Annotated in this window: 25 protein-coding genes and 1 pseudogene; 16 read left to right on the top strand and 10 right to left on the bottom strand. The window is 73.0% G+C overall.

Annotated elements, in window-relative coordinates; genetic code table 11:
• Window positions 1–134 precede the first annotated feature (134 nt).
• The 5 genes from ACZ6TV_RS04385 to cofC form a co-directional block, all read right to left on the bottom strand.
• A complete protein-coding gene (locus tag ACZ6TV_RS04385) occupies window positions 135–1013 on the bottom strand; it encodes an NUDIX hydrolase (protein WP_465295272.1) in 879 nt (292 codons plus the stop codon).
• A complete protein-coding gene (locus ACZ6TV_RS04390) occupies window positions 1001–2398 on the bottom strand; it encodes a CYTH and CHAD domain-containing protein (protein ID WP_465295273.1) in 1398 nt (465 codons plus the stop codon). Before ACZ6TV_RS04390 ends, ACZ6TV_RS04385 begins: the two co-directional genes overlap by 13 nt.
• Complete coding sequence (locus tag ACZ6TV_RS04395; protein ID WP_465296101.1) at window positions 2395–4560, bottom strand: RNA degradosome polyphosphate kinase; 2166 nt, start codon at window positions 4558–4560, stop codon at window positions 2395–2397. The genes ACZ6TV_RS04390 and ACZ6TV_RS04395 overlap by 4 nt, the downstream gene beginning before the upstream one ends.
• Window positions 4561–4896: 336 nt before the next feature.
• Window positions 4897–5094: a cold-shock protein gene (locus tag ACZ6TV_RS04400; protein ID WP_465295274.1), complete on the bottom strand. Its 198-nt coding sequence runs from the start codon at window positions 5092–5094 to the stop codon at window positions 4897–4899.
• Window positions 5095–5196: 102 nt separating this feature from the next.
• Window positions 5197–5829 carry a 2-phospho-L-lactate guanylyltransferase gene (cofC, locus tag ACZ6TV_RS04405; protein ID WP_465295276.1) on the bottom strand — a complete coding sequence of 211 codons (633 nt, stop codon included), beginning with the start codon at window positions 5827–5829 and terminating at the stop codon, window positions 5197–5199.
• A 73-nt stretch (window positions 5830–5902) separates the two neighbouring features.
• Here cofC and ACZ6TV_RS04410 point away from each other — a divergent pair, with 73 nt between their 5' ends.
• The 4 genes from ACZ6TV_RS04410 to ACZ6TV_RS04425 all read left to right on the top strand — a co-directional run bounded on the left by ACZ6TV_RS04410 (window position 5903) and on the right by ACZ6TV_RS04425 (window position 9866).
• Window positions 5903–6610, top strand: coding sequence for a lysophospholipid acyltransferase family protein (locus ACZ6TV_RS04410; protein WP_465295278.1), 708 nt, complete (start codon window positions 5903–5905; stop codon window positions 6608–6610).
• A 16-nt stretch (window positions 6611–6626) separates the two neighbouring features.
• Window positions 6627–7667, top strand: a complete 1041-nt coding sequence (locus tag ACZ6TV_RS04415; protein WP_465295280.1) for an NAD(P)H-dependent glycerol-3-phosphate dehydrogenase — start codon at window positions 6627–6629, stop codon at window positions 7665–7667.
• A 35-nt stretch (window positions 7668–7702) separates the two neighbouring features.
• Window positions 7703–8812: a cystathionine gamma-lyase gene (locus ACZ6TV_RS04420; RefSeq protein ID WP_465295282.1), complete on the top strand. Its 1110-nt coding sequence runs from the start codon at window positions 7703–7705 to the stop codon at window positions 8810–8812.
• Window positions 8813–8873: 61 nt separating this feature from the next.
• Window positions 8874–9866, top strand: coding sequence for a D-alanine--D-alanine ligase (locus ACZ6TV_RS04425; protein ID WP_465295284.1), 993 nt, complete (start codon window positions 8874–8876; stop codon window positions 9864–9866).
• Between the two features lie 2 nt (window positions 9867–9868).
• Here ACZ6TV_RS04425 and ACZ6TV_RS04430 read toward each other — a convergent pair whose 3' ends face one another.
• Genes ACZ6TV_RS04430 through ACZ6TV_RS04440 form a run of 3 tightly spaced genes read right to left on the bottom strand, consistent with a single transcriptional unit; the run spans window position 9869 to window position 11106 of the window.
• A complete protein-coding gene (locus ACZ6TV_RS04430) occupies window positions 9869–10315 on the bottom strand; it encodes a CHRD domain-containing protein (RefSeq protein WP_465295286.1) in 447 nt (148 codons plus the stop codon).
• Window positions 10316–10362: 47 nt separating this feature from the next.
• The gene (locus ACZ6TV_RS04435; protein ID WP_465295288.1) at window positions 10363–10872 is read right to left on the bottom strand and encodes a DUF3515 domain-containing protein; all 510 of its coding nucleotides are present in this window, start codon (window positions 10870–10872) and stop codon (window positions 10363–10365) included.
• Window positions 10873–11106, bottom strand: coding sequence for an Lrp/AsnC ligand binding domain-containing protein (locus tag ACZ6TV_RS04440; RefSeq protein WP_354784146.1), 234 nt, complete (start codon window positions 11104–11106; stop codon window positions 10873–10875).
• 163 nt (window positions 11107–11269) lie between these two features.
• On the opposite strand from ACZ6TV_RS04440, the gene ACZ6TV_RS04445 reads away from it, so the two are divergent.
• Window positions 11270–12232: a thiamine-phosphate kinase gene (locus tag ACZ6TV_RS04445; RefSeq protein ID WP_465295290.1), complete on the top strand. Its 963-nt coding sequence runs from the start codon at window positions 11270–11272 to the stop codon at window positions 12230–12232.
• 21 nt (window positions 12233–12253) lie between these two features.
• Window positions 12254–12721 (top strand): GNAT family N-acetyltransferase, encoded by a 468-nt coding sequence (locus ACZ6TV_RS04450; protein WP_465295292.1) that lies wholly within the window; start codon window positions 12254–12256, stop codon window positions 12719–12721.
• 133 nt (window positions 12722–12854) lie between these two features.
• Here the strand turns inward: ACZ6TV_RS04450 and rpmB are convergent, their stop codons facing one another.
• A complete protein-coding gene (gene rpmB, locus ACZ6TV_RS04455) occupies window positions 12855–13046 on the bottom strand; it encodes a 50S ribosomal protein L28 (RefSeq protein ID WP_033357799.1) in 192 nt (63 codons plus the stop codon).
• Window positions 13047–13265: 219 nt separating this feature from the next.
• Between rpmB and ACZ6TV_RS04460 the strand changes: the two genes are divergently transcribed.
• Both ACZ6TV_RS04460 and recG read left to right on the top strand, forming a co-directional pair.
• Window positions 13266–15113 (top strand): DAK2 domain-containing protein, encoded by a 1848-nt coding sequence (locus ACZ6TV_RS04460; RefSeq protein ID WP_465295295.1) that lies wholly within the window; start codon window positions 13266–13268, stop codon window positions 15111–15113.
• 4 nt (window positions 15114–15117) lie between these two features.
• Window positions 15118–17310, top strand: coding sequence for an ATP-dependent DNA helicase RecG (gene recG / locus ACZ6TV_RS04465; protein ID WP_465295297.1), 2193 nt, complete (start codon window positions 15118–15120; stop codon window positions 17308–17310).
• A 440-nt stretch (window positions 17311–17750) separates the two neighbouring features.
• Here recG and ACZ6TV_RS04470 read toward each other — a convergent pair whose 3' ends face one another.
• Entirely contained in the window at window positions 17751–19049 is a 1299-nt protein-coding gene (locus ACZ6TV_RS04470; RefSeq protein WP_465295299.1) for a hypothetical protein, read from the bottom strand.
• A gap of 315 nt (window positions 19050–19364) precedes the next feature.
• Between ACZ6TV_RS04470 and rsmD the strand changes: the two genes are divergently transcribed.
• From rsmD to ACZ6TV_RS04510, 8 genes and pseudogenes are all read left to right on the top strand, one after another.
• Window positions 19365–19931, top strand: coding sequence for a 16S rRNA (guanine(966)-N(2))-methyltransferase RsmD (gene rsmD / locus ACZ6TV_RS04475; RefSeq protein WP_465295301.1), 567 nt, complete (start codon window positions 19365–19367; stop codon window positions 19929–19931).
• A gap of 58 nt (window positions 19932–19989) precedes the next feature.
• On the top strand, window positions 19990–20469 hold the full coding sequence (gene coaD, locus ACZ6TV_RS04480) for a pantetheine-phosphate adenylyltransferase (RefSeq protein ID WP_465295303.1): 480 nt from the start codon (window positions 19990–19992) through the stop codon (window positions 20467–20469).
• A 94-nt stretch (window positions 20470–20563) separates the two neighbouring features.
• Window positions 20564–21064, top strand: a complete 501-nt coding sequence (locus ACZ6TV_RS04485) for an ATP synthase subunit B family protein (RefSeq protein WP_465295305.1) — start codon at window positions 20564–20566, stop codon at window positions 21062–21064.
• Between the two features lie 91 nt (window positions 21065–21155).
• Window positions 21156–21719, top strand: coding sequence for a YceD family protein (locus ACZ6TV_RS04490; RefSeq protein ID WP_465295307.1), 564 nt, complete (start codon window positions 21156–21158; stop codon window positions 21717–21719).
• 5 nt (window positions 21720–21724) lie between these two features.
• Entirely contained in the window at window positions 21725–21898 is a 174-nt protein-coding gene (rpmF, locus tag ACZ6TV_RS04495; RefSeq protein ID WP_033357807.1) for a 50S ribosomal protein L32, read from the top strand.
• A gap of 13 nt (window positions 21899–21911) precedes the next feature.
• Window positions 21912–23062 (top strand): annotated as a pseudogene (locus ACZ6TV_RS04500) (phosphate acyltransferase PlsX).
• 50 nt (window positions 23063–23112) lie between these two features.
• The gene (gene rnc / locus ACZ6TV_RS04505; protein ID WP_465296103.1) at window positions 23113–23796 is read left to right on the top strand and encodes a ribonuclease III; all 684 of its coding nucleotides are present in this window, start codon (window positions 23113–23115) and stop codon (window positions 23794–23796) included.
• Window positions 23789–25000, top strand: coding sequence for a mannosyltransferase family protein (locus ACZ6TV_RS04510; RefSeq protein WP_465295310.1), 1212 nt, complete (start codon window positions 23789–23791; stop codon window positions 24998–25000). The genes rnc and ACZ6TV_RS04510 overlap by 8 nt, the downstream gene beginning before the upstream one ends.
• Window positions 25001–25014: the final 14 nt, after the last annotated feature.

The raw sequence follows: 25014 nt of genomic DNA on the forward strand, positions 1-25014 counted from the left end.
AACACACAACCCCCCGCCCAACACGAACAAAAAAAAAGACCAAAAACAAAAAAACCACACCCCAAAAAGACAAAAAACAACCCCCCCCCCCCCCCCCCCCCCCCCCCCCCCCGCCCCTTGCCGTCCGGGCTCCGTCAGGCCCGCACCGGGCGCACCGGATCCCAGCCGAGGAGCCGCTCACCGCTGAAGGTGAGCATCCACCCGGTGCCCTTGCGGGTGTGGAAGTCCACATTGGTCCGTCCGGTCAATGCGGTCAGCAGCGGCGGCATCAGCTTGCCCTGGCTGCACACCACCGTCGTGCCGCCGCGCGCCGCGATGCCCCGCAGGGCGTCCGCGGCCGCCCCGGGTGAGCGGCCCTCGTCGAACGCGGCGTCCAGGTCGTACGCGAGGCCCAGCGGCTCCACCGTCTGCCGGCAACGCAAGGGGGTGGCCGACACCACCCACTGCGGCCGCAGGAGCCGCAGGAGGCCGCTCAGCGCCTCCGCGTGCCCCACGCCGGCCTGGTCCAGCGGACGCTCCGCGTCCGGGCCGGTCCATCCCTTGCGGCTGCCGGCGCGCGCGTGCCGCACCAGCGCCACCACCGCGGTCACCGGCGGCAGGTCCAGGAACGCCTTCACCACGCCCCGGTCGTGCGCGTAGCTCAGCAGCGCCGGCGCCTGCTCCGCCGGTACCCACCGCGCCTCCTCGATCTCGTCGTCGGCCGGCCGGTCCTGCCACACCAGGGCCCGCATCGCCCAGAACTCGACGACCTTCTCCACGCCCGGCTCGCTCGTCAGGTAGCGGATCGAGGGCAGCCGCGCCTGCGGCACACCCCGCACGAGGGTCTCCTCGTGGACCTCCCGCACGGCCGCGGCCAGCTCGTGCTCGCCGGCGTCGAGCTTGCCCTTGGGCAGGGACCAGTCGTCGTACCGCGGGCGGTGCACCAGCACGATCTCCACACCCTCGGCGCCGCCACCCGCCGGGCGCCACACCACGCCACCCGCCGCGCGGACGACCGTGTTCACTTCAACCATGCTGTGGTGTTCTCCTCACAGACCGCCGCCCACACCGCCGGGAACGCGGCGCGCGCCCGGGTGACCGCGGCCCGCTCGCGCTCGAACAGCCTGCCCGCCGTCACGGCGAGGCGGTGGTCGCCGCGGTCGAGGAACCGCGCGACGAACAACCACGTGTCGGCGGCGGTCGCGGCGTCCTGGTGCTCGCCGAGGACCTTCTGCGCCTTCGCGATCCGCTTCGCCAGCACCGCCGCCTCCGGGCCCACGATCCACGCGACGGCGTCGGCGGCGTAACGGGCCCGCTTGGCCAGCTTCCGCACCTCGTGCCAGTCGTCGTCGGGCAGGTCCGGGGTGAGCGCGGCCGCGCCGGCCTCGAACTGCCGCCACGGCTTGCGCACCAGCCCCGGCAGCACCTTGACGGCGGAGGCCGAGTGCCGGCCGGCGAGCCGCGGCGGGCGCACCAGCTCGCCGAGCAGCGGCACGTACCGCGGTGAGCGCAGCGCCTCGTCCAGCGCCGACAGCGCCGTCTCCTGCCGGCCGGCGAGCGCGGCGTCGATCCGGGCGACCGACTCGGCGTCGACGGCCACCAGCGGGTCGGCCGCGGCGGTCACGTGCAGCCGGGACCGCATCACCTCGATGTCGCGGGCGCCGCCGAGCGCGCCGGCCAGCCGGCCGAGCTCCGCCCGCAGCGGCCGGCTCCAGGCCGGGTCGAGCAGCGCCTGGAACGTCTGCAGGTCGCTGCGCAGCCGCCGGGTGCCGACCCGCATCTGGTGCACGGGGGTGTCGCCGTTGGGCATCGTCTCGCGCAGCCGGGCGAACGCGTCGTGCCGCAGGATCCGGGCCACCCCGGACCGCAGCGCCCCCGCGACCACCGCGCCGGCGCTGCCGTCGGCCCGGGACGGGCCGGCATCCACAGCAGGGTCGGCGTCGGCGTCCGGGTCGGGGACCGCGCCGGCGGCGGTCAGCCGCTCCGCGACGCGGGCCAGGTCCTCGGCGCCGCCGTCGACCAGGACCACCTCGACCCGTCTGGGCCGCCGGCCGGTGCCGCGCGCCGACAGGACGCGGACCTCGGCCAGGACGGCACCGGCTGCGGACAGCACGTGGACGGCCGCGCGGACCGTCCTGTCCGCGCCGACGCCGGCGTCGAGGCGGAACGCGGTCACCGCGTCCAGCAGGTCCGGCGGGACGACCCCGGCGCCGGCGGCCGGGCGGTGCAGCTCGCGGCCGCGGCCCGGCAGCAGCAGCGACCAGGAGCCGTCGCGGTGCTGGCGCAGCGACACCCCGGCCCGCGCGAGCGCGCTGTCCGGGGTGTCGTGGAAGGTGGCGTCGAGGGTGACGGCTCCGCCCGGCCCGGCGGACCCGGCCAGGTCGGGCAGCGTGAAGCCGTCCCGGACGAGAAATCTCACGTGGCGGGCTCGATCCTGTCGATGATGCGGCGCAGCAGCGCCTCCTGCGGGTTCTTGCCGGACCGCCGGTGCCAGGTGCCGTCGCCGGACAGCTCGAAGGCGCCGGTCTCGTCGCTCATCATGAGCTTCAGCACCCGGTCGAGCTCGCCGGCGGCGGCCGGGTCGGTGACCTTGACCAGGGCCTCGACCCGCCGGTCGAGGTTGCGGTGCATGAGGTCCGCGGAGCCGATCCAGTACTCGGCGGCGGCGTCGCGGCCGAACCGGAACACCCGCGAGTGCTCCAGGAACCGGCCGAGCACCGAGCGGACCCGGATGTTGTCCGACAGGTCCGGCACGCCGGGGCGGATCGCGCAGATGCCGCGCACGATCAGGTCGACGCTCACCCCGGCCTGGCTGGCCCGGTAGAGCGAGTCGATGATCTCCTCGTCGACCAGGGAGTTGACCTTCAGCTGGACCAGGCCCTGCTCGCCGAGCGCGATCTCCCGGTCGATGCGGTCGATGATGCCGCGGCGGACCCCGTGCGGCGCGACCAGCAGCCGCCGGTAGGAGGTCTGGCGGCTGTACCCGGTCAGCACGTTGAACAGGTCGGTGAGGTCCGCGCCGACCTCGGGGTCGGCGGTGAGCAGCCCGTAGTCCTCGTAGAGGCGCGCGGTCTTCGGGTGGTAGTTGCCGGTGCCGACGTGGCAGTACCGCCGGATGTGGTTGCCTTCCTGGCGCACGACCAGCGCGGTCTTCGTGTGCGTCTTGAGCCCGACGAGGCCGTAGACGACGTGGCAGCCGGCCCGCTCCAGCGTCCTGGCCCAGCCGATGTTGGCCTTCTCGTCGAAGCGCGCCTTCACCTCGACCAGCACGACGACCTGCTTGCCGGCCTCGGCCGCGTCGACGAGGGCGTCGACGATCGGTGAGTCGCCGCTGGTCCGGTACAGCGTGAGCTTGATCGCGAGCACGTTGGGGTCGGCGGCGGCCTGCTCGACGAAGCGCTGCACGCTGGTGGAGAACGAGTGGTAGGGGTGGTGCACGAGGATGTCGTGGTCGCGCAGCCGGGCGAAGACGCTGCGCGGGGTCTCGCCCTCGGCGAAGTGCGGGTGGGTCGCCGGCACGAACGGCTTGTCCTTCAGCGACGGCCGGTCCACGCCGTTGTAGATCTCCCACAGCGCGGTCAGGTCGAGCAGGCCCGGCACCCGCAGCACGTCGTGGGAGTCCATGTCGAGCTCGCGGACCAGCAGCTCCAGGACGTGGTCGGAGATGGAGGCGGCGACCTCCAGGCGGACCGGCGGGCCGAAGCGGCGCCGCGCCAGCTCCCGCTCCAGGGCCTGCAGCAGGTCCTCGTCGCGGTCCTCGTCGAGCTCGACCTCGGCGTTGCGGGTCACCCGGAACAGGTGGTGCTCGACGACCTGCATGCCGGAGAACAGCTGCCCGAGGTGCGCCGCGATCAGCTCCTCGACCGGCAGGAAGCGCACCGTGCGGACGCCGTCGCGGGTGATGCGGTCCAGCGCGTAGAAGCGCGGCACGTTGTTGGGGACCTTGATCCGGGCGAACAGCTCGGCGCCGCCGTCGTGCTCCCGCACCACGACCGCCAGGTTGAGCGACAGGCCGGAGATGTAGGGGAACGGGTGCGCGGGGTCGACCGCGAGGGGCGTCAGCACCGGGAAGATCTGCTCGCGGAACGAGGTGCGCATCCGCTCCCGCTCGGCCGGGTCGAGCTCGCTCCACCGCACGATGTGGATGTGCTCCTCGGCCATCGCCGGGGCGATCTCCTCGGCGAACACCCGCGACTGGCGGGCGACCAGGGCGGTGGTGCGCTCCGCGATCTGCTCCAGCTGCTCCGTCGGCGCCAGGAAGCCGGGGCGGCGCACCGGGATGCCGGTCTGCAGCCGCCGCTTCAGGCCCGCGACCCGGACCATGTAGAACTCGTCGAGGTTGCTGGCGAAGATGGCGAGGAACTTCGCCCGCTCCAGCAGCGGGGTCGAGGGGTCCTCGGCGAGGGTCAGGACGCGGGCGTTGAAGTCGAGCCAGGACAGCTCCCGGTTGAGGTAGCGGTCCTCCGGCAGCGGCTTCTCGCTCGGCACGACCAGCGCGTCGTGCTCCGCCCCCACCGCCGACCCGTCGGGGGTCTTCTGGGTGGGGACCAGCGCGGACTGCTCTGTCACCGTCTCGCTCATGGTGACCTCCTCGGGCTCGACCTGGACGTCTTCCCCAGTTGCTGGTGCCGCGGCCTTCGTCGCCCGGCGGACACGTGGCGCCGCGCCCGCGGTGCCCGCCCGTCGCGGTGCCGCCTTGCGCGGGGCGGCCTTGGGCGGCGCGCTCTGCGGGTCGGGGCGCTGTGCGGCGTTCTTCCGTGGCGCGGCGTTGGGCGGTGCGGCGTTGGGCGGCGCGCTCTGCTGGTCGGGGCGTTGTGCTCCGTTACGGGGGCGGCTGCGACCGGTAGGCGTCTCGTCCACCAGATCATCATGGCCTGTTTGTGCCGGTCTGAACATGAACTTCCCGCTGCTTGGCGGCTACGGAAGCGTGGGCAGTGTGACCTTCACAACGACACCCGCGGGGTCCCGGTCGATGCGGACCCGCTGGCCCAGGCGGAGGTGGCGCAGGCCCGACGCATCGAACGCGGCGGCTGGGAACTGCAGCTGCGCACCGTCGTCGAGCAGCACCGTCCCGGTGCGGGTGTCCTCGTCGAACGTCGCCACTGTCCCCTGCATGAGTCCACGCTACCGCGCGTGGATTTCGATGGGTGTTTCACATGACTGCGGCGATGCGTCAGGTCTGTTACGCGCGGGTGCGCCGCGGCGCCGGGTGCGAGGTCACGCGCGGGTGCAGAGGGCCTCGCCGGTGTGCGGGCCGAGGCCGAGGCCGGCGGCGGCGTCGAGGTCGGCGGCGGTGTCGACGTCGCGGCGCAGGCCGGGCCAGTCGCCGTCGAGCCGGACCGCGCCCGAGCGCAGGTGCGCCGCCGCCGAGCCGGGCCCGAAGTGCGGGTCGAGCGGCACCCCGGCGGGCGCGGCGAGCAGGACCGTGCCGCTGCCCTCCAGGTCCGGCACGAAGACGCGGCGGCCCAGCCGGGACGCCTCGGCCAGGACGTCCGTGAGGTCGGCGGGGCGCATCGCGGGCAGGTCGGCGGTCAGCGCGACCACCGCGGCGCCGGCGGCGGACCGGGCGCCGAAGGTCAGGGCGGCGTTGAGCCCGGCGGCGGGGGTGTCGGGCAGGCAGGTGGCGCCGGCGGCGACCAGACCGGCCCGCACGAGCGGGTCGTCACAGACCGCGACCACCGTGGCGACCGCCGGGCAGGCGAGCACCGCGGCGACCGTGTCGCGGGCCATGGCGAGGACCAGCCCGGGATGCGTAGCCTCCGGGACGGCGCCGCGCAGCCGGGTCTTCGCCGCGCTGAGCGGCTTGACCGGCACCACGGCAGTCCAGGTGGCCATCCAGGTGCTGAGCATGACCCATCCTGACACGGCGCCCGGACGCCTGGCAGTGGCATGATTCGCAGCAGAACCGTGAGGGGAGGGTGAGATGACACGCCGGAGGCTCGGATTCTGGCGGCGTTTCGCCGTCGCGACCGTGAAGCCCACGATGCGGGTGCTGACCCGCCGCACCTGGACCGGCATGGAGCACATCCCCGCCGAGGGCGGGGTGATCATCGTGGTCAATCACATCTCCCACGCCGACCCGCTCGCCGTCGCCCACTACATCTACGACGCGGGCCGCTGGCCGTCGTTCCTGGCCAAGGCCAGCCTGTTCAACGTCCCGGTGCTGGGCTACCTGCTGCGGGCCAACCACCAGATCCCCGTCCACCGCGGCACCACCGACGCGGTGAAGGCCCTGGAGGCCGCCCGCACCGGCGTCCGCGACGGCGAGGCGGTGGTCATCTACCCGGAGGGCACCACCACCCGCGAGCCCGACCTGTGGCCGATGCGGGGCAAGACCGGCGCCGCGCGGCTGTGGCTGGACACCCGCGCGCCGATGATCCCGATCGTCATGTGGGGCCCGGAGCGGATCTACGACCCGCGCACCAGCAAGCTGAAGCTGCTGCCCCGCGCCGACGTGCGGATCATCGCCGGCGACCCGATCGATCTGTCGGCCTGGGCCGACGCGCAGCCGACCGCCCAGACGCTCAACGAGATCACCGACCACATCATGCTGCACCTGCGCGACATGCTCGTGGAGATCCGCGGCGGGACCCCGCCGCCGCTGTGGACGCCCCGCAAGACGATGGCATGAGTGAGACGGAGCGCAGATGAGCATTCGACGGGCCGCCGTGCTCGGGGCCGGATCGTGGGGGACCGTCTTCGCGAAGCTCCTCGCGGACGCGGGCACCCCCGACGTCACCGTCTGGGCCCGCCGGCCGGCCGTGGCCGAGGCGATCCGCGAGCGGCACGTCAACCCGGACTACCTGCCCGGCACGTGGCTGCCCGGCGCGATCACCGCGACGTGCGACGCCGCCGAGGCGATCGACGGCGCCGACCTGGTCGTGCTCGCCGTGCCGTCCCAGACGCTGCGCGACAACCTGGGCGCCTGGGCGGGCACGATCCGCTCCGACGCCACGCTCGTCAGCCTGATGAAGGGCATCGAGCTGGGCACGCTCAAGCGGATGAGCGAGGTGATCGTCGACTCCGCCGGGGTCGAGCCCGACCGCATCGCCGTCGTCACCGGCCCCAACCTCGCCCCCGAGATCGCCGCGGAGCAGCCCGCCGCGACGGTCGTGGCCTGCACCGACATCCGCCGGGCCGAGCTCGTGCAGCGCGCGATCAGCACGCGCTACCTGCGGCCGTACACCAACGACGACGTCATCGGGTGCGAGCTCGGCGGTGCCGTGAAGAACGCGATCGCTCTCGCCTACGGCATGGCCTCCGCGCTGGGGCTGGGCGACAACAGCCGGGCGACGCTGATCACCCGCGGCCTGGCGGAGACCACCCGCCTCGGCGGCGCGCTGGGCGCCAACCTGATGACGTTCGCCGGGCTGGCCGGCCTCGGCGACCTGGTGGCGACCTGCTCGTCGCCGCTGTCGCGCAACCGCACGTTCGGCGAGCACCTCGGCCGCGGCGAGACCCTCGAACAGGCCCAGGCCGCGACCCGGCAGACCGCCGAAGGGGTCAAGAGCTGCCTGTCGATCCGCGACCTGGCACGCAGCGTCGGCGTGGAGATGCCGATCACCGAGCAGGTCGAGCTGGTCTGCCACGAGGGCGTCGACCCGCTGCGGGCACTCGCCGCGCTGATGGCCCGCGAGACGAAGCCCGAGCGGCCCGGAGTGCCCTCCACGGGGGAGGCGACGTCATGACCGGGCCCGCAGCGGAGCGACGCGGAGGTGACGTCATGACCGGGGACGGCACGCGGGTGGTGCACGCGGGGCTGCCCGAGCCCGTGCCCGGCCGGCCGTTCCTGCCAGGTCCGGCCTTCGGCGCGCCGTACCACCTGGATCCCGTCGAAGGACCGCGGCCCGGCGTCGACGGCTACGGCCGCACCGACAACCCGACCTGGCGCGCCCTGGAGGCGGCGATCGGCGGCCTGGAGGGCGGCGAGTGTGTGACGTTCGCCTCCGGCATGGCCGCGGTGAGCGCGGTGCTGCTCAGCGTGCTGCGCCCCGGCGACACCGTCGTCGTGCCCGGCGACGGCTACTACAAGACCAGGGCGTTCGCGTCCTCGCACCTGGCCGAGCGGGGCGTCACGGTGCTCGAGGTGCCCACCGCCGGGCCGTATCCGGCGCTGGAGGACGTCCGGCTGCTGCTGCTGGAGACCCCGGCCAACCCGGGGCTCGACGTGTGCGACATCGCCGAGCTGGCCGCGCGGGTCCACGCCGGCGGCGGGCTCGTCGCGGTCGACAACACCACCGCCACCCCGCTCGGGCAGCGCCCCCTCGACCTGGGCGCCGACTTCTCGGTCGCGTCCGGCACGAAGGCCCTGACCGGCCACTCCGACATCCTGCTCGGCTACGTCTGCACCCGCGACGCCGGGCACGCCGCGGCCCTCACGGCGTGGCGGGCCGCCACCGGCGCGATCGTGGGCCCGTTCGAGGCGTGGCTCGCGCACCGTTCGATCGGCACCCTCGACCTGCGCCTGGCCCGCCAGACCGCCAACGCGGCGGCCGTCGCCGAGGTCCTCGCGGCGCACCCGGCGGTCGGGTCGGTGCGCTGGCCGGGGCGTCCCGACGATCCCGCCTACGCGGTCGCGTCCCGGCAGATGCGCCGCGTTCCCGGCGTGGTCACGTTCACCCTCGCCGGCAAGGCCGCCGCGGACCGGTTCCTGGAGGCGGCGTCCCTGGTGTTCGCCGCCACGTCCTTCGGCGGCCTGCACACCTCCGCCGACCGCCGCGCGCAGTGGGGCGACGACACCCCCGACGGCCTGATCCGCTTCTCGTGCGGCGTCGAGGACACCGATGACCTGGTCGCCGATGTACGGCGGGCACTGGACGCACTCGGCTCCTGACCCAGGGTGGGGTGCTGACCGGCCGACAGCGCCGGCTTGACCTTGCGGTTAGGGTCGGCGCGTGGAAACGCCAGAGAAGACCCGGGTCGCCGTCGTGTTCGGCGGTGGCAGCACCGAGCACGCCGTGTCCAGCGTCGGCGCCGCCGACCTCCTCGACGCCCTCGACACCGACGAGTTCGAGATCGTGCCGATCGGCGTGACCCGCGAGGGCCGCTGGGTGCTCAGCGCCGCCGCGCGGTCCGGGGGTCCGTCCACCGACCTGGTCCCGGCGGGTGCGGCGGTCACCGTCGTCGACGCCCGGGAGGGCGTCGCCCGGCTCGGCGGCATCGACGTGGTCTTCCCCGTGCTGCAGGGCGCGTTCGGCGACGAGGGCACCATCCAGGGTCTGCTGGAGATGGCCGACCTGCCGTATGTGGGTTCCGGGGTGCTGGCGGCCTCCGTGGCCGTGGACCACGACTTCTCACGCAAGCTCGCGGTCGCCGCGGGGCTGCCCGTCGCGCCGTACGTGGTGCTCAGGGGCACCGCGGAGGTCACCGCGGCCGACCGGGAGAAGCTGGGGCTGCCCGTCGTCGTGCGCCCGGCCCGCGGCGCCGGCGGTGTGACCGAGGTCACCGACTGGGCCGCGCTGCCCGCGGCCGTCGACCTCGCCCGCACCGTCGACACCAAGGTCGTCGTCACCGCCGCGCCCGCGGGCCGGCGGATCACGGTCGGCGTCCTGGACACCGGCGCGGCGGACCGTCCCGAGGCGAGCGTCCCCGGCGAGCTCGGCGGGGACGCCGTCACCGCCCCCGCCGACCTGGACCGCGACGTCGAGCGCCGGGTCCGTGACCTGGCCGTGGAGGCGTTCGTCACGCTCGACTGCGCCGGCCTGGCCATGGTCGAGTGCACGGTCACACCCGCCGGCGACGTCCTCTTCGACAGGATCGACACCATGCCCGGCTTCGACCCGGGCGCCGCGTTCCCCGTCGTGTGGCAGGCCGGCGGCGTCTCGTACCGGACGCTGATCTCCAGGCTGGTCAAGGCCGCGGTCCGGCGGGGGACCGGCCTGCACTGACGTCAGGAGCGGTGCAGCTGCCCGCGCAGCGCGCCGTCCGGGAACTTCGACGAGTGCACGTTGACGTAGTAGCGCTCCGGGTCGTCGCGCAGCCGCCGGGCCAGCTTCCCGCCGAGGTCGGTGCACGCCGCGACCGACCCGGCCCACACCGGCTTCATCAGCGTGGCGCTGACCGGCCCGTTCCTGCCGGGCCGGCCGGTGTGCAGGTGCGCGGCGTCGATCGTGCCGTCGACGTCGCGGACGCGGATCACGTAGCAGAGCCGGTTGTCGCGGTGCAGCTGGAGCAGGGCGATCCCGGTGGCGTCCGGGTCGCCCTTGCCCTTCGGCTCCTGTTTCCCCGTCAGGTACGCGCCGAGCGACACGGAACGGGGTGCGGGCGCGGCGACCGCCGGGGTGGCTGTCGTGGCGCTGACGATCACGGCCGCCGCGGCGGCCAGCACAGTACGCATGGATCTCCCTCTCGTCCGGTTGGTGCTGACCGAGGGGAGATCGGTGTCTAGCAGTGGGTCGTGCCCGGATCGGCGAACGGCACGGCCGCGACGATCGGCGCCGAGAGGTTGACCAGCCACGCGCCGTCGGCCTTCGCCGGCACCACGACCCGCAGCGGGACCTGGCGGTCCACCGTCGTCCAGACGGTCTCGCCCGAACGCTCCTCCGGATACCAACATACGTCCGACAGGCCCAGGAGCTGGGCGTCTTGCGGAATCGCCCGCAGCTCGGCGGCGCCGCAGGACAGCACGATCGCCGGGTCGCCGAACGCCGCGTTCTGCTCGGGGCCGGCGCTGACGGGGCGGCGGTGCAGCCCGCCGAGCGACTCGGGCAGGCGCGCCACCAGCGCACGGCAGATCCCCGCCGTGGTGTCGTCCATCGACGCCGCGTCGGTGCGGACCGGGCCGGTGGCCGCCGCCTTCGGGAAGCCCCCGAGCAGCCAGAACGCCAGGACTCCCACCACCAGCGCGACGGGGATCGCGGTGACGGTGGCGAGCCTGGCGGGGCTAGCCGTCATCTATAAGTGCACCACCGAGCAGGTCAGCGTGCGGGTGATGCCGGGCACCAGCTGCACGTTGCTGACGATCAGCTTGCCCAGCTCGTCGACGCTGCGCGCCTCCGTGAGCACCACAACGTCATAAGGGCCGGTCACCGCGTCGACCCGGACGACCCCGCCCAGCTCCTGGATGGCGGTCGCCACATCGCGTGCCTTGCCGACCTCTGTTTGGATCAGGATGTATGCCTGGACCACGACACGACTCCTTCCTGCGCCGCGCGAGCGCTGATCAGCGCTGAACCTACCGCACCATTGAAGGTGGCGGAGCAGCAGCCGTGCGTGATCGTGCCACGACACGCTGCGTCAACCGCAACATCGCGCACGCGATGATCGATTTCTTGTTGAATTTGGAGGACGGGTGACCGTTGCAACCGCCGGGGAGTTCGGGCTCATCTCACGGGTGACGGCCCGGCTCGGGGCGGCGTCGCCCCTGGTCCTGCTGGGGCCCGGCGACGACGCGGCCCTGGTCGCGGCACCTGACGGCCGGGTCGTGGCCAGCACCGACGTGCTCGTGGACGGCCGGCACTTCCGCCGCGACTGGTCCTCGGCCCGCGACATCGGCCACCGTGCCGCCGCCGCCAACCTCGCCGACATCGCCGCGATGGGGGCCCGGCCGACGGCGTTGCTCGTCGCGCTCTGTACCCCTGCCGACCTCGAGATCACCTGGGCGGAGGAACTCGCGGACGGTCTGGCCGCCGAGGCGGGCAAGGTCGGCGCGGTCGTCGTCGGCGGTGACATGTCCGCCAGTCCCACGCTGACCATCGCGGTGACCGCCCTGGGCACCCTGGAGGGCCGGGCGCCGCTGGTCCGCACCGGGGCGCGCCCGGGCGACGTCGTCGCCGTCTGCGGCCGGATCGGGTACGCGGCGGCCGGCTACACCATCCTCTCCCGCGGCTTCCGCTCCCCGAAGCTGCTGGTCGAGGCGCACCGGCGGCCGCAGGTGCCGTACGCCGCCGGTCCGTCGGGCGCCCGGCTCGGCGCCACCTCCATGATCGACGTTTCCGACGGGCTGCTCGCCGACCTGGGCCACGTCGCGACCGCCAGCGGCGTCGGGATCGACCTGCACCGCTCCGCGTTCGTGGTGCCCGAGCAGATGCGCGACGCGGCGACCGCGCTCGGCGTCGACCCGTACGGCTGGATCCTCGCCGGCGGTGACGACCACGCCCTCGCGGCCACCTTCCCGGCGTCCGTGGAGCTTCCCGACGACTGGCGCGTGATCGGTGAGGTCCTGCCTGCTTCGCTGTTCACGGCCGGTGACGGGGTGACCGTGGACGGCCGGCGGTACACCGGCGGAGCACCGGGCTGGGATCACTTCCGGTAACGGGCTCTGTAGCCTTCACCCGTGACCGAGATCGACATCCGACTGACCCGCTACGGCTCGCGGGTCGCCTCCGAACTCATCAGCGCCACGCTCGCCGACCTGAGCCGGCGCTACGGCGGGGAGGGGGACACCACCCCCATCCAGCCCGGCGAGTTCGACCCTCCGCTGGGCGGCTTCTTCGTCGCGTACGCCGACCACGAACCCGCCGGGTGCTGCGGCTGGCGGACCTTCGCCGAGGACGAGAGCACCGCGGAGCTGAAACGGCTCTACGTGGCGCCGGCGTTCCGGGGGCTGGGCCTCGCCCGGTCGTTGGTCTCCGCCGTCGAGGATTCCGCCCGTACCGCCGGGCGCAAGCGGGTCTGGCTGGAGACGGGGACGGCGCAGCCGGAGGCGATCGCCCTGTACACGGCGGTCGGGTATTCGCTCATTCCCGACTTCGGGCACTACAAGGGCTATCCGAGTGTCCGGTCCTTCGGGCGGGACCTGTAGCTTCCACACGAAAGAGCCCCGTGGCGATGCGCCGCGGGGCTTCTCCGTGCTGTCGCGCTCTGCTCCGGCCGTCGCTTGTACTGGTGCTTGGGCGTTCTGCTTTACGCGTTCGCTTTTGCTTTTGTGCAGGCGATCAGCCGCGAACGACCTTGCCGGCCTTGAGGCAGGAGGTGCATGCCTGCACCTTCCGCGTGGTGCCGCCACCGGCAGGGGTGCGCACCGTCTGAATGTTGGGGTTCCAACGGCGGTTGGTCCGCCGGTGCGAGTGGGACACGTTGTGGCCGAAGCCCGGTCCCTTGCCGCAGACGTCGCACACGCTAGCCACGGGGATCTCCTGGGATTGATTGCGTCTCGGGCTGGAGCCCTCCACCGGGCGGGCCGGCGGCGGATTCCAGGTGTCACCGACCGGCGAACCGGCGGGCAACCCCGCAAGGTTACCTGATGGGACCCGCGGACACCCAATCGGCCCTTGCCGGGCGCCCGCTGCGCGGGGCGCGGGTGGCGGGCCGGGAAAATGTCGGTGGTCGCCGATAGGCTCTGGCGCGTGCCAGAGAGTGTGGACGCGGCTGCGGTCCGCCGGTGGTGTGCCGGCGGTCTCGACGCGCTGCGCCGGCACCGGTCCGAGATCGACGCGCTCAACGTCTATCCCGTGCCTGACGGCGACACCGGGACCAATCTGGCGCTGACCATGTCCGCCGCCACCGCCGCCGTGTCCGCCGCCCCGGCCTCCGCGGGGGCGGCGGAGCTGCTCGCGGTCGCGGCGCGCGGCGCGCTGCTGGGCGCCCGCGGCAATTCGGGCATCATCCTGGCCCAGCTGCTGAAGGGCCTCGCGTCCTCCCTGGCCACGGCGCGGGCCGTCGGGCCGTCCGAGCTCGCGGCGGCGCTGGGGCGGGCCGCGGAGTCGGCATACGCGGCGGTCGCCGCGCCGGTGGAGGGCACGGTGCTGTCGGTCGCGTCCGCCGCCGCGTCCGCCGCCATGTCGGTCTCCGGCAGGTCACCGGCGGGCCGGGGCGGTGTCGTCGAGGTGGCCCGGGCGGCGGCCGAGGCGGCCCGGGTCGCGCTCGCGCGGACCCCGGAGCAGCTGCCCGTGCTGGCCAGGGCCGGGGTCGTGGACGCCGGCGGGCGCGGCCTGGTCGTGCTGCTGGAGGCGTTCGTGACGTCGCTGACCGGGGAGGCGGCGCCCGGGTTCGACACCGCGCCGTCCGGTGCCGCCACCGTCCCGGCCGGGTTCATGGAGCGCGAGGCCGGGTCGGTCGAGTTCGGCTATGAGGTGCAGTTCCTCCTCGACGCCCCCGAGCCGGCGATCGAGCCGCTGCGGGAGGCGCTCGGCGCGCTCGGCGACTCGCTCGTGATCGTCGGCGACGACCCCACCTGGCACGTCCATGTCCACGTCAATGACGTCGGCGCCGCGATCGAGGCCGGGATCGCGGCCGGGCGGCCGAGCAGGATCAGCGTGACGAGGTTCGCCGAGCAGATCGCCGGTCTGCCGGCTCAGGTGGCGGGCCCGCCCGTCCCGGCTTCCGCATCGCCCGTCCCGGCTTCCGCATCGCCCGGGGCGGCTTCCGCATCGTCCGGGGCGGCTTCCGCATCGTCCGGGGCGGCTTCTGTGTCTTCAGCGGCGCTCGACCCGTCCGGCTCCTCCGCCGGTGCTTCCGCTGCTCTCGCGGTGGGGTCCGAGTCGACAGGGTCGTTCTGGGTGTCGGAGCCGCTGCGGGAGCCGTCCGGCGACGCGCTGCGGTCCGCCGCGTCGGGGGTGGTGGTCGCGTGCAGCGGGCGGGGCCTCGCCGACCTGCTCGCCGCCGAGGGGGCCACGGTGGTGACCGGGACGCCGTCGACGGGGGAGGTCCTCGCCGCGATCCGGGCGACGGGCGCGTCCAGGGTCGTGGTCCTGCCCAACGACGCCAATGTCCTCGCCGTCGCCAACACGGCGGCGGAGGAGGCCAGGGCGGCCGGGATCCGGGCCGGGGTCGTGCCCACGCGGTCGCCGGTGCAGGCGCTCGCCGCGATGGCCGTGCGGGACACGGGGCGCAGGTTCGAGGACGACGTGATCGCGATGGCGGAGGCCGCCGCGCGGTGCCGGTCGGCGGAGCTCACCGTCGCGGCCCGGGAGGCGCTCACCGTCGCCGGGCGATGCCAGCTCGGTGACGTGCTCGCGATCGTCGACGGGGAGGTCAACCTCGTCGGGCAGGACCTGGAGCGCACCGCGTGCCTGCTGCTCGACCGGATGCTGCTGGCCGGCGGCGAGCTGGTCACCCTCATCACGGGTCAGGGGGCGCCCCCGGGGCTGGGGGAGACGCTGCGGCGGCACGTCGCGGGGGTGTGGCCGTTCGTCGAAGTGCAGTGCTACGAGGGAGACCAGCCGCACTATCCGCTGCTGGTCGGGGTGGAGTGAGCCGGTGACCGAGATCGACCTGACCACACCGCTGCAGAAGGTGATCGGCAACGGCGCGAAGCTGCTCGCCGACAGCCTCAACCTGCACACCGTCGGTGACCTGGTCTATCACTTCCCCCGGCGATATGAGGAGCGCGGCGAGCACACCGACATCCGCTCCCTGGAGATGGACACCGAGGTCACCGTCTTCGGGCAGGTGAAGCGGGTGTCGTCGCGGACGTTCGTGCAGCAGCGGGGCAAGACCGCAGGCAAGCGCGGGTCCCTGCTGGAGGTGGTCGTCGGCGACGACAGCGGCGGCGAGCTCAGCGTCACGTTCTTCAACCAGGCGTGGCGGGAGTCGCAGCTGCGGCCCGGCAGGTGGGGCCTGTTCTCCGGCAAGGTCGGCCGCTTCCAGAGCAAACTGCAGCTCAACCAGCCCGACTACGTCCTGCTCGACGGCGCCGAGGGCGAGGAGAGCGTCGAGGAGTTCGCCGGCGCGATCATCCCCGTCTATCCGGCGACCGCGAAGGTGCCGACGTGGCGGATCGCGGCGGCCGTGCGCACGGTGCTCGACGTGCTGCCGCCGACCCCTGATCCCGTGCCGGCGACGGTGCGGGCCAAGCGGAAGCTGTCCTCGCTCGACAAGGCGCTCCGGGAGATCCACCGCCCCGAGTCCCGCGAGTCGCTGTTCTTCGCGCGCCGCAGGCTGAAGTGGGACGAGGCGTTCGCGCTCCAGCTGACCCTGGTCCAGCGCAAGCACCGCGCCGCCGACTGGCCCGCCCGGGCGCGCCCGTCGCGCGACGACGGGCTGCTGTCGACGTTCGACGCCGGCCTGCCGTATGAGCTGACCCGCGGCCAGCGCGACGTCGGCACCGAGATCGCCACGGACCTGGCCCGGCCGCACCCGATGCACCGGCTCCTGCAGGGCGAGGTCGGCTCCGGCAAGACCGTGTGCGCGCTGCGGGCCATGCTGCAGGTCGTCGACGCGGGCGGGCAGGCCGCGATGCTCGCCCCGACCGAGGTCCTCGCCGCCCAGCACCACCGCAACGTGCTCGACCTGCTCGGCGGCATGGCCCGCGCCGGCGAGCTCGACGCCGCCCCCGACGCGACCCGGGTGGCGCTGCTGACCGGTTCGCTGGGCGCCGCGGCCAAGCGCAAGGTGCTGGAGGAGATCGGCTCCGGCGCCGCCGGGATCATCGTCGGCACGCACGCGCTGCTGTATGAGGGCGTCACCTTCAAAGACCTCGGCCTCATCGTCGTCGACGAGCAGCACCGCTTCGGCGTGGAGCAGCGCGACGCCCTGCGCGCCAAGGCCGACCAGCCGCCGCACGTGCTGGTCATGACGGCCACCCCGATCCCGCGCACGGTCGCGATGACCGTCTTCGGCGACCTGGAGACGTCGGTGCTCAGCCAGCTGCCCAACGGGCGCTCGCCGATCGCGTCGCACGTGGTGCCGGCCACGGACAAGCCCGCCTTCCTCGACCGGGCGTGGCGCCGCATCCGGGAGGAGGTCGCCGCCGGCCACCAGGCCTATGTCGTCTGCCCCCGCATCGGCGACGCGAAGTCCGACGGCGAGGACCTGGCCCCCGGCGACGACGACCGCCGCGCGCCCCTCGCCGTCCTCGACGTCGCGCCGCAGCTGGAGGAGGGCCCGCTGCACGGCCTGCGCATCGGCGTCCTGCACGGCCGGCTGCCCGCCGACGAGAAGGACGGCGTCATGCGGTCCTTCGCCGCCGGCAACCTCGACGTCCTCGTCGCCACCACGGTGATCGAGGTCGGCGTCGACGTGCCCAACTCGACGATGATGGTGATCCTCGACGCCGACCGCTTCGGCGTCTCCCAGCTGCACCAGCTCCGCGGCCGGGTCGGCCGGGGCAGCGCGCCGGGCCTCTGCCTGCTCGTCACCGAGTCCGGCGAGGGCACCGCCGCGCGGACCCGCCTGGACGCGGTGGCGTCGACCACCGACGGCTTCAAGCTCGCCGAGCTCGACCTGGAGCAACGCCGCGAGGGCGACGTCCTCGGCGCCACCCAGTCCGGCCGCCGCTCCCACCTGAAGCTGCTGTCCCTGCTCCGCGACGCCGACCTGATCGGCGAGGCCAGGGCCGAGGCGTTCGAGCTGCTGGAGGACGACCGCGAGCTGACCCGCCACCCGGGCCTCGCCGCCACCGTCTCCCACCTCGTCGACGAGGAACGCGCCGAATACCTGGAGAAGGGCTGACGACCGCCCGGCCGTGACCGCGCCACACGTTTGGCCCGGCCCGCCCCGGACACGGCAAAGGGCCGGACCGACCTGATGGTCGATCCGGCCCTCACCGAATCCCTCTGCCACGGCGCCGGCCATGCCAGCCGACCCGCTGAGACTCAGCTGCGGTGCTGCGGTGCTGCGGTGCTGCGGTGCTGCGGTGCTGCGGTGCTGCGGTGCTGCGGTGCTGCGGTGCTGCGGTGCTGCGGGGCGGTGCTGGGCGGTGCTGGGCGGTGCTGGGCGGTGCTGGGCGGTGCTGCGGGCGGCGCGGCGGGGTTGCTGTGCATTGCTGCCGTGCCGGTGCTGGGCGGTGCTGTGTGCCGGGCGGTGCTGCGGGGGAGGTGCTGTGCCCGAAGCGGTGCCGAGCGGTGCCGGGCGGTGCTGCGGGGTGGTGCGTGACGTTCGTGGTGCGGGTGTCAGGCAGCGTGGCGGCCGCGGCGGGGGCGGCGGCTCAGCAGGATCAGGCCACCGCCGAACGCGATCATGAAGATGGCCGCGCCGCCGAGGACGGTGGTGTTCACGCCGGTGACCGGGAGGCCGGTCGAGCCGGTGGGGGAGCCGCCGGTGGTGGAGACGATCTCGGTGCCGCCGCCGTTGCCCGTACCGCTGCCGGGGGTGATCTCGGTGACCGTCTCGACCGGGTTGTTCGTCCAGGTGGCCGACGGGGACGCGGGCCCGGCCGGCGACTCGGAGACCGGCGCGGACTTCGACGGCTCGACCGTGGCGGACTCGGTCACCGACGGGGAGGCGGTGGCGGTCACCGAAGGGGACGCGGTCGCCGACGGCGACTCCGACACCGAAGCGGACGGCGACGCGGACTGCGAGACCGACGAAGAGACGGACGAAGAGACGGACGGGGAGGCCGACGCGGACCCGGACGGCGACTCGGACACCGAAGCCGACGGCGAGACGGTGGCGGAGGGCGAGACAGAGGCCGAAGGCGAGACAGAGGCCGAGGGCGAGACGGAGGCGGACGGCGAGGTGGTCGGCTCGGGCGTCGAGCACGAGGCCGGCTCGGTCCAGGCGGCGGTCACCGTCTTGAAGGTGTTGTCCTTCACCGTGACCTGCTTGGCGGCCACCGGCACGTCGAGCGAGGCGCCCGGTGCGACCCGGACGATCTTGCCGGCGAGCTCGAACACGGCGTCCACGTTGGCGGCGGGCGCGTTGGTGAGGTGGGCGGTCAGGGTGCCGTCGCAGGCGCTGGTGAAGGTCGCCGCGGGCTTCGGCGCGCAGGTCGCGCTGCCGCCGTTGTACCAGGCCCGCACGCCCGCCGACCGGCTGCCGGGAGCGGCGGTGTCGCCGACCTTGGTGGTGCCGTAGCGCGGGCCGCCGTCGACGATCGGGTTGATCACGTTGGTGCCGAAGATCGTGTCGACCTGGGTGTAGCAGGTGGGCACGTCGACGTGCAGGGTCACCGACGGCGTCGAGGCGGTGACGGAGGCGGTGTGCGTGGCGTACACGAACTGCGGGTTCCCGAAGGACTTCGCCGGGGCGGTGTAGGAGACCAGCGTGAAGGCCTGCCGCTCGCCGTCGCACAGCGGTGCGGTCGAGGTGATGGTCGCGGTGCCGGCCGGGCCGTCGAACGTGTGCCGGTACGTCGCCGAAGCGGCCGAAACGCAGGACGCCGAGGAGATGGCCGACGAGGCGAAGGCCGTACCGGCGAAGGCGCCCCCGAAGAGCAGGGTGCTGCCGAGAACGAGCAGGGTCTTCCGCAAGACGTGCCCCCGAGTTCGCAGTCTGGGGGCGGTCTCACCACTGACTCCCCGGGCCGCAAAGCGGTGACCGATTGTTCTCGGCCCGGATCAACGTCTCCCCAATTCATGGGTAGTCGTAACGGTTTGTCGCGACTCCATGAAGCGTAAGACCAGCTACGCAGCGTTGAAAAGACCTGCTCAGACGCCAACTACTCTCCGTAGTCGAGCACGCAGAGCAGTCATGCCCAATTGAATCGCAGTACAACATGAAAAATCGGGAATGTCTGATTGGAGAGTGGTGCGGGTCACTCCGCGGCCGAGCCTAGGCTGGACGGCGTGACACGCATCGTGGCCGGCTCGCTCGGCGGCCGGCGACTGACAGTACCGGCGGGACAGGGCACCAGACCGACCTCGGACCGGGTCCGCGAGGCCCTGTTCAGCAGCCTGGAGACCCTGGTCGACCTCGATGGCGCCAGGTTCGCCGACCTGTACGCGGGCTCCGGCGCCGTCGGCTTCGAGGCCTGCTCGCGCGGCGCCGCCCACGTCCTGCTCGCCGAGGCCGACGCGAAGGCCGCCAGGATCGTCCGCGCCAACATCGCCACCCTGAACGTCGGCGCCACCGTCAAGCTGGTCGCGGACAAGGTCGAGCGCCTCCTGCAGCAGGAGCCGGACGAGAAGTTCGACGTGGTGTTCGCCGACCCGCCCTACGCCGTGACCGACGAGCGGGTCGGCGCGGTCCTCGACGCGCTCGTCGCCCGCTGGCTCGCCGACGGTGCCGTCGTCGTGGTCGAGCGCGGCACCCGCGGCGCCCCGATGCGCTGGCCCGAGGGCCTCCGCCAGCTCGCGGAGCGGCGCTACGGCGAGACGACGCTGTGGTATGCCGAACGCGACGCGGGCGTGTGACGCGGTTGGCATGAGCGGCTTTGGTACGGTCCCCGCTCATGAGGCTTGGGCTGGTGCAATGAGGCGCGCGGTGTGTCCCGGTTCGTTCGATCCGGTGACCAACGGACACCTGGACATCATCGGGCGCGCGTCGAAAATGTTCGATGAGGTCGTCGTCGCGGTGCTGATCAACACGAGCAAGGCCGGGCTGTTCACGGTCGAGGAGCGCAAGGAGATGCTCGCGGAGGTGACGGCGCCGTACACCAACGTGCGGGTCGACGCGTTCCAGGGCCTGCTCGTCGACTTCTGCCACTCCAACGACGTCGGCGCGATCGTCAAGGGCGTCCGGGTCGCCGGCGACTTCGACTACGAGCTGCAGATGGCGCAGATGAACTACGGGCTCGGCGGGATCGAGACGCTGTTCATGCCGACCAACCCGAAGTACTCCTTCGTCTCGTCGAGCCTCATCAAAGAGGTCGCGAAATGGGGCGGCGACGTTTCGCCGCATGTGCCCGACCTTGTGGCAAACCTGCTGCGAGAACGGCTCGTGAATCCCTGAAACTCAGGGCTTTCCGTGTGGCGATGGAGCGGCATCATGGTTTGGGCCGCATGATGGTGTCGTTGTTTGCCGTGGGGACAGGGAGTGACCGCAAGTGGATCCGCTCGAGAGCATCGACCAGATCATCGCGCTGGTCGAGGGTGCACGGTCGGCGCCGATGTCGCGGAGCAACTTCGTGGCCGACCGCGCCGAGATGATCAACCTGCTCGACCAGCTGCGCGCCGACCTGCCGGGTGAGCTTCGGCGCGCCTCCGCGCTGCTCGACGAGCGGGACAAGATCGTCGACGCGGGGCGCCGCGAGGCCGAGCGGATCATCACGGAGGCCGAGTCGGAGCACAACCGGCTCGTCTCGATCAACGAGATCGTCGTCTCCGCCGAGCACGAGGCCTCCCGCATGATCAACGAGGCGCGGTCCGAGACCCAGCGCCTCCGCGACGAGGTCGACGACTACGTCGACACGGCCCTGGCCAACTTCGAGCAGTTCCTCACCCGCTCCCTCGCCTCGATCGAGCGCGGCCGCGACAAGATGCACGCGCTGCGCGAGATAGGCTCATTCACACCGTCCGGCGACGACGACCGGCCGCTGCCCTTCTGAAGCTGATGGAGCCACGGGGTGGGGCGATTCGACGGGAGTTCTGCCGCTCGGGTAGCCTTGTCCGTCGGCCCTGCCTGGCCGGAGTCTGAAGATGCCGAATCACACGCACCCGCACCTCGATCCCCGCAAGCCGCTCGTCCTCGAAACCGTGGACCTGCCGCGCCGACCGGGCGCGATGCACGCGGTCTCGCGACAGGTGCCGGCACCCGAGGACCTCGGTCTGGAGCTGATCGGCGTGCCTGTCGGCGCCGAGCTCGACCTCCAGCTTCGGATGGAGTCGGTGTCAGAAGGCGTTCTCGTCTCCGGCACCGTCACCGGCCCGCTGGTGGGCGAGTGCGGACGCTGCCTGCGCCCGATCAGTGCCACGTTGGACGTCCCGATCCAAGAGTTCTATGCCTATGAGCACAGCACCACGGACGAGACGACCGACGAGGACGAGGTCGGACGGCTGCAGGGCGACCTGATCGACCTGGAGCCGGCACTGCGGGACGCGGTGGTGCTCTCCCTGGCCGCCAACCCCGTGTGCCGTGAAGACTGCCCAGGGCTGTGCCCCGACTGCGGGGTGCCGCTGGATGAGCTGCCCGCCGGTCACAACCACGAGCAGCTCGACCCGCGCTGGGCCGCCCTGACCCAGATCAAGCACTCAGAGGAGTAAGACCCGTGGCCGTTCCCAAGCGGAAGATGTCGCGCAGCAACACCCGGTCGCGCCGGAGCCAGTGGAAAGCCGTCGCGGTGCAGACGCAGCCGTGCCCGCAGTGCCGCTCTCCGAAGCTGCCCCACGCTGCCTGCTCGGTCTGCGGCACGTACAACGGCCGTCAGGTCATCGAGGTCTGATTTCCGGATCCGGGTGACGCGATCCGACAGGTCGCCGCACGGCGGGCACGCCCCGTCCGGCACCGCGCGGATCGCCGTCGACCTCCTCGGCGGGGACAGCGCTCCCGCCGTCGTGGTTGACGGCGCTCTGCGCGCGTGCAGCGCCGACCCAGACCTGCATCTCCTCCTCGTAGGGCCACGCGAGTCGGCCGACGAGGTCATCGGCGCGGGGGGGGGGAGCAGACACAAAACGACAACAAGCCAAGCAGTGCGACCCACCCTTCGCACGTGGGAAAAACACCCCCACCCCCCCCTCCCCCCCTTTGCTACCCCCCGACTTCCCCAGCCGGTTCCCTCTCCCCCCCCCCCCCCCCGCCCCCCCCCCCCGTCACCGTCAGCGTGGTCGACCGCACCGTCGGCATGGGCGACGCCCCGCTGCGCCACGTCCGGCGGGAATCCACCGTGCGCGCCGCCGCGGAGGCGATCTACGCCGGTCACGCCGACGCGATGGTCTCCGCCGGTGCCAGCGGCGCCGTCGTCGCCGCCGCCGCCCACGTCCTGGGCCGCTTCCGCGGCGTGCGCCGGCCCGGGCTCGCCGCGCAGGTTCCCACCCCGCACGGCCCGGTGCTGCTCCTCGACGTCGGCGTGACCATCGACGGCACGATGCTGGAGCTGGTGCAGCACGCGGTCCTCGGCGCCGCGTACGCCCGCGCCGCCCTCGGCGTCGCCGCCCCCCGCGTCGGGCTGCTGTCCATCGGCAGCGAACCCGGCAAGGGCGACCGGCTCCGCCGGGCCGTCGCCGTCGCCCTGCACGACGGGGCACTGCCCGCCGGCGGCCGCTACATCGGTCTGGTCGAAGGCCACGACGTACCGCTCGGCGGCCCGGCCGACGTGGTCGTCACCGACGGCTTCACCGGCAACATCCTGCTCAAAGGCCTTGAGGGTGCCACCGCCGGCCAACGCAGAGCCGAACAGGGAGCCGCCCTGCTCGGCATCGCCGGCACCGTCGTCGTCTGCCACGGCTCCGCCGACGGCCCCGACATCGCATCCGGCATCGCCCTCGCCGCCCGCCTGCACCGCGAGCGGGTCATCCCCGCTGTCGCCGGGCTCGCCGACGATCTGCTGACCGAACTCTCCTCGGCCGGCGGCCTCACCATCCGTGACGCATTGGGAGAGCGCTCGTGACGAACCCGACCCCGCTCGAAACCGCCTTCGAAGTGGACTTCGAGCCAGACATGCTCCGGCGGGCACTGACCCACCGGTCCTTCGCCTACGAGAACGGTGGCTTACCCACCAACGAGCGGCTCGAGTTCCTCGGCGACGCCGTGCTCGGCGTGGTGATCACCACCGCGCTGTTCAACAACCACCCCGACCTCGCCGAGGGACAGCTGGCCAAACTCCGCGCCAGCGTGGTCAACATGCGCGCCCTCGCCGACGTCGCCCGGCGGCTCGGCCCCGACGGCATCGGTCCCTACCTGCTGCTCGGCAAGGGCGAGGAAGCGACCGGCGGCCGCAACAAGGCCAGCATCCTCGCCGACACCCTCGAGGCGCTCATCGGCGCGATCTACCTCCAGTACGGCCTGGACACCGCCGCCACGGTGATCCACAAGCTGTTCGACGAGCTGATGGCGGAGGCCGCCCTGCGCGGCGCCGGGCTCGACTGGAAGACCAGCCTGCAGGAGCTCACCGCCGGTCGCGGCCTCGGCGTCCCCGAGTACCGCATCGACGAGGAGGGCCCCGACCACGCCAAGCGGTTCACCGCCTGGGTGATCGTCGCCAAACGCCGCTACGGCGGAGCGCAGGGCGGCAGCAAGAAAGAAGCCGAGCAGCGGGCCGCCGAGGCAGCCTGGCGGGAGCTGTCCGCGCGGCCACCGGAACCGTCGGAGCCACTGAGAGGTGACCTTGACCGCGGTGACTGAGGTGGCACGGCGGCGCGACACACGGATCCTGTGGGCCCTGCCCCTCGCCGTGTACGCCGTGAGCCGCCTGTTCCAGCTGGCGTTCGTCTGGTGGATGGCCGACAACGGGGAGGTCCGCAGCCGGCTGCTCGCCTGGGACGGCGGGCACTTCGTCCGGCTCGCCGAGGAGGGCTACCCGACCGGCTACAGCTACACCACCGAAGGCGCCCTCACCGGCAACGGCCTGGCCTTCTTCCCCGGCTACCCGATGCTCGTCCGCGTCGTACACCTGGCGACCGGTCTCGAGGTCGGCACCGCCGCGATCACCGTCGCGTGGATCGCCGGCGCCTTCGCCGCGGTCCTCATCTGCGCGCTCGGCACCCGGCTCTACGACGAGCGCGTCGGGCTGGCGCTGACCGCCCTGTTCTGCACGCAGCCGATGTCGATGGCGCTGTCCATGGCGTACTCGGAAGCGCTGTTCGTCGCGATGGTCGCCGGCATGTTCCTCTTCGCGCACCGCGGCGACTGGCTCGCCGCGGGCGTGTTCGGCCTGGGCGCGGCACTGTCCCGGCCCACCGGCGCCGCCGCCGCGATCGGGCTCGCGGTCGCCGCCGCGATCGCCGTGTACCGCAGCTACCGCACCCCCGCCCGGGTCTCCTCCGACCCCGACTCCGACCCCGACTCCGACCCCGACTCTGATTCCGGCTCCGCCGGGTCGCGGACCCCGGTCTGGCAACCGATCCTGGCGGCGGCCGTCGCGCTCGCCGGCGTGCCCGGGTACCTGCTGTGGGTCGGCCTGCGGGTCGGCGACCTCGGCGCGTGGTTCGACATCCAGACCGCCGGCTGGGGCACCACGTTCGACTACGGCACGTCCACGTTCGCCTTCGTGCGCGACGCCCTGCGGACCGGCGAAGGCTGGATCCAGGTGAGCATCGCCTGGATGGTCATCGGCGTCGTCGTGCTGGCCGCGACAGCCGTGGCGCAACGCGTCTGGCCGCCGCTGCTGGTGTACGGCCTGATCGCGCTCGTCCTCGTCCTGGGCCAGGGCGGCTACTACCACTCCAAGCCGCGGCTCCTGGTCCCGGTGCTGATCGTCCTGATCCCGCCGGCGGTCGCGCTCGGCCGGGCGAAGCCCCGCACGGCGGCGCTAGTGTTGTCGGGTTGCGCGGCGTTCGGGTTGTGGTACGGGGCCTACCTGATCACCGTCTGGCACTACGCGATCTGACCCTTGTTTGGAGA

Source organism: Dactylosporangium sp. NPDC051087 (assembly GCF_055586325.1).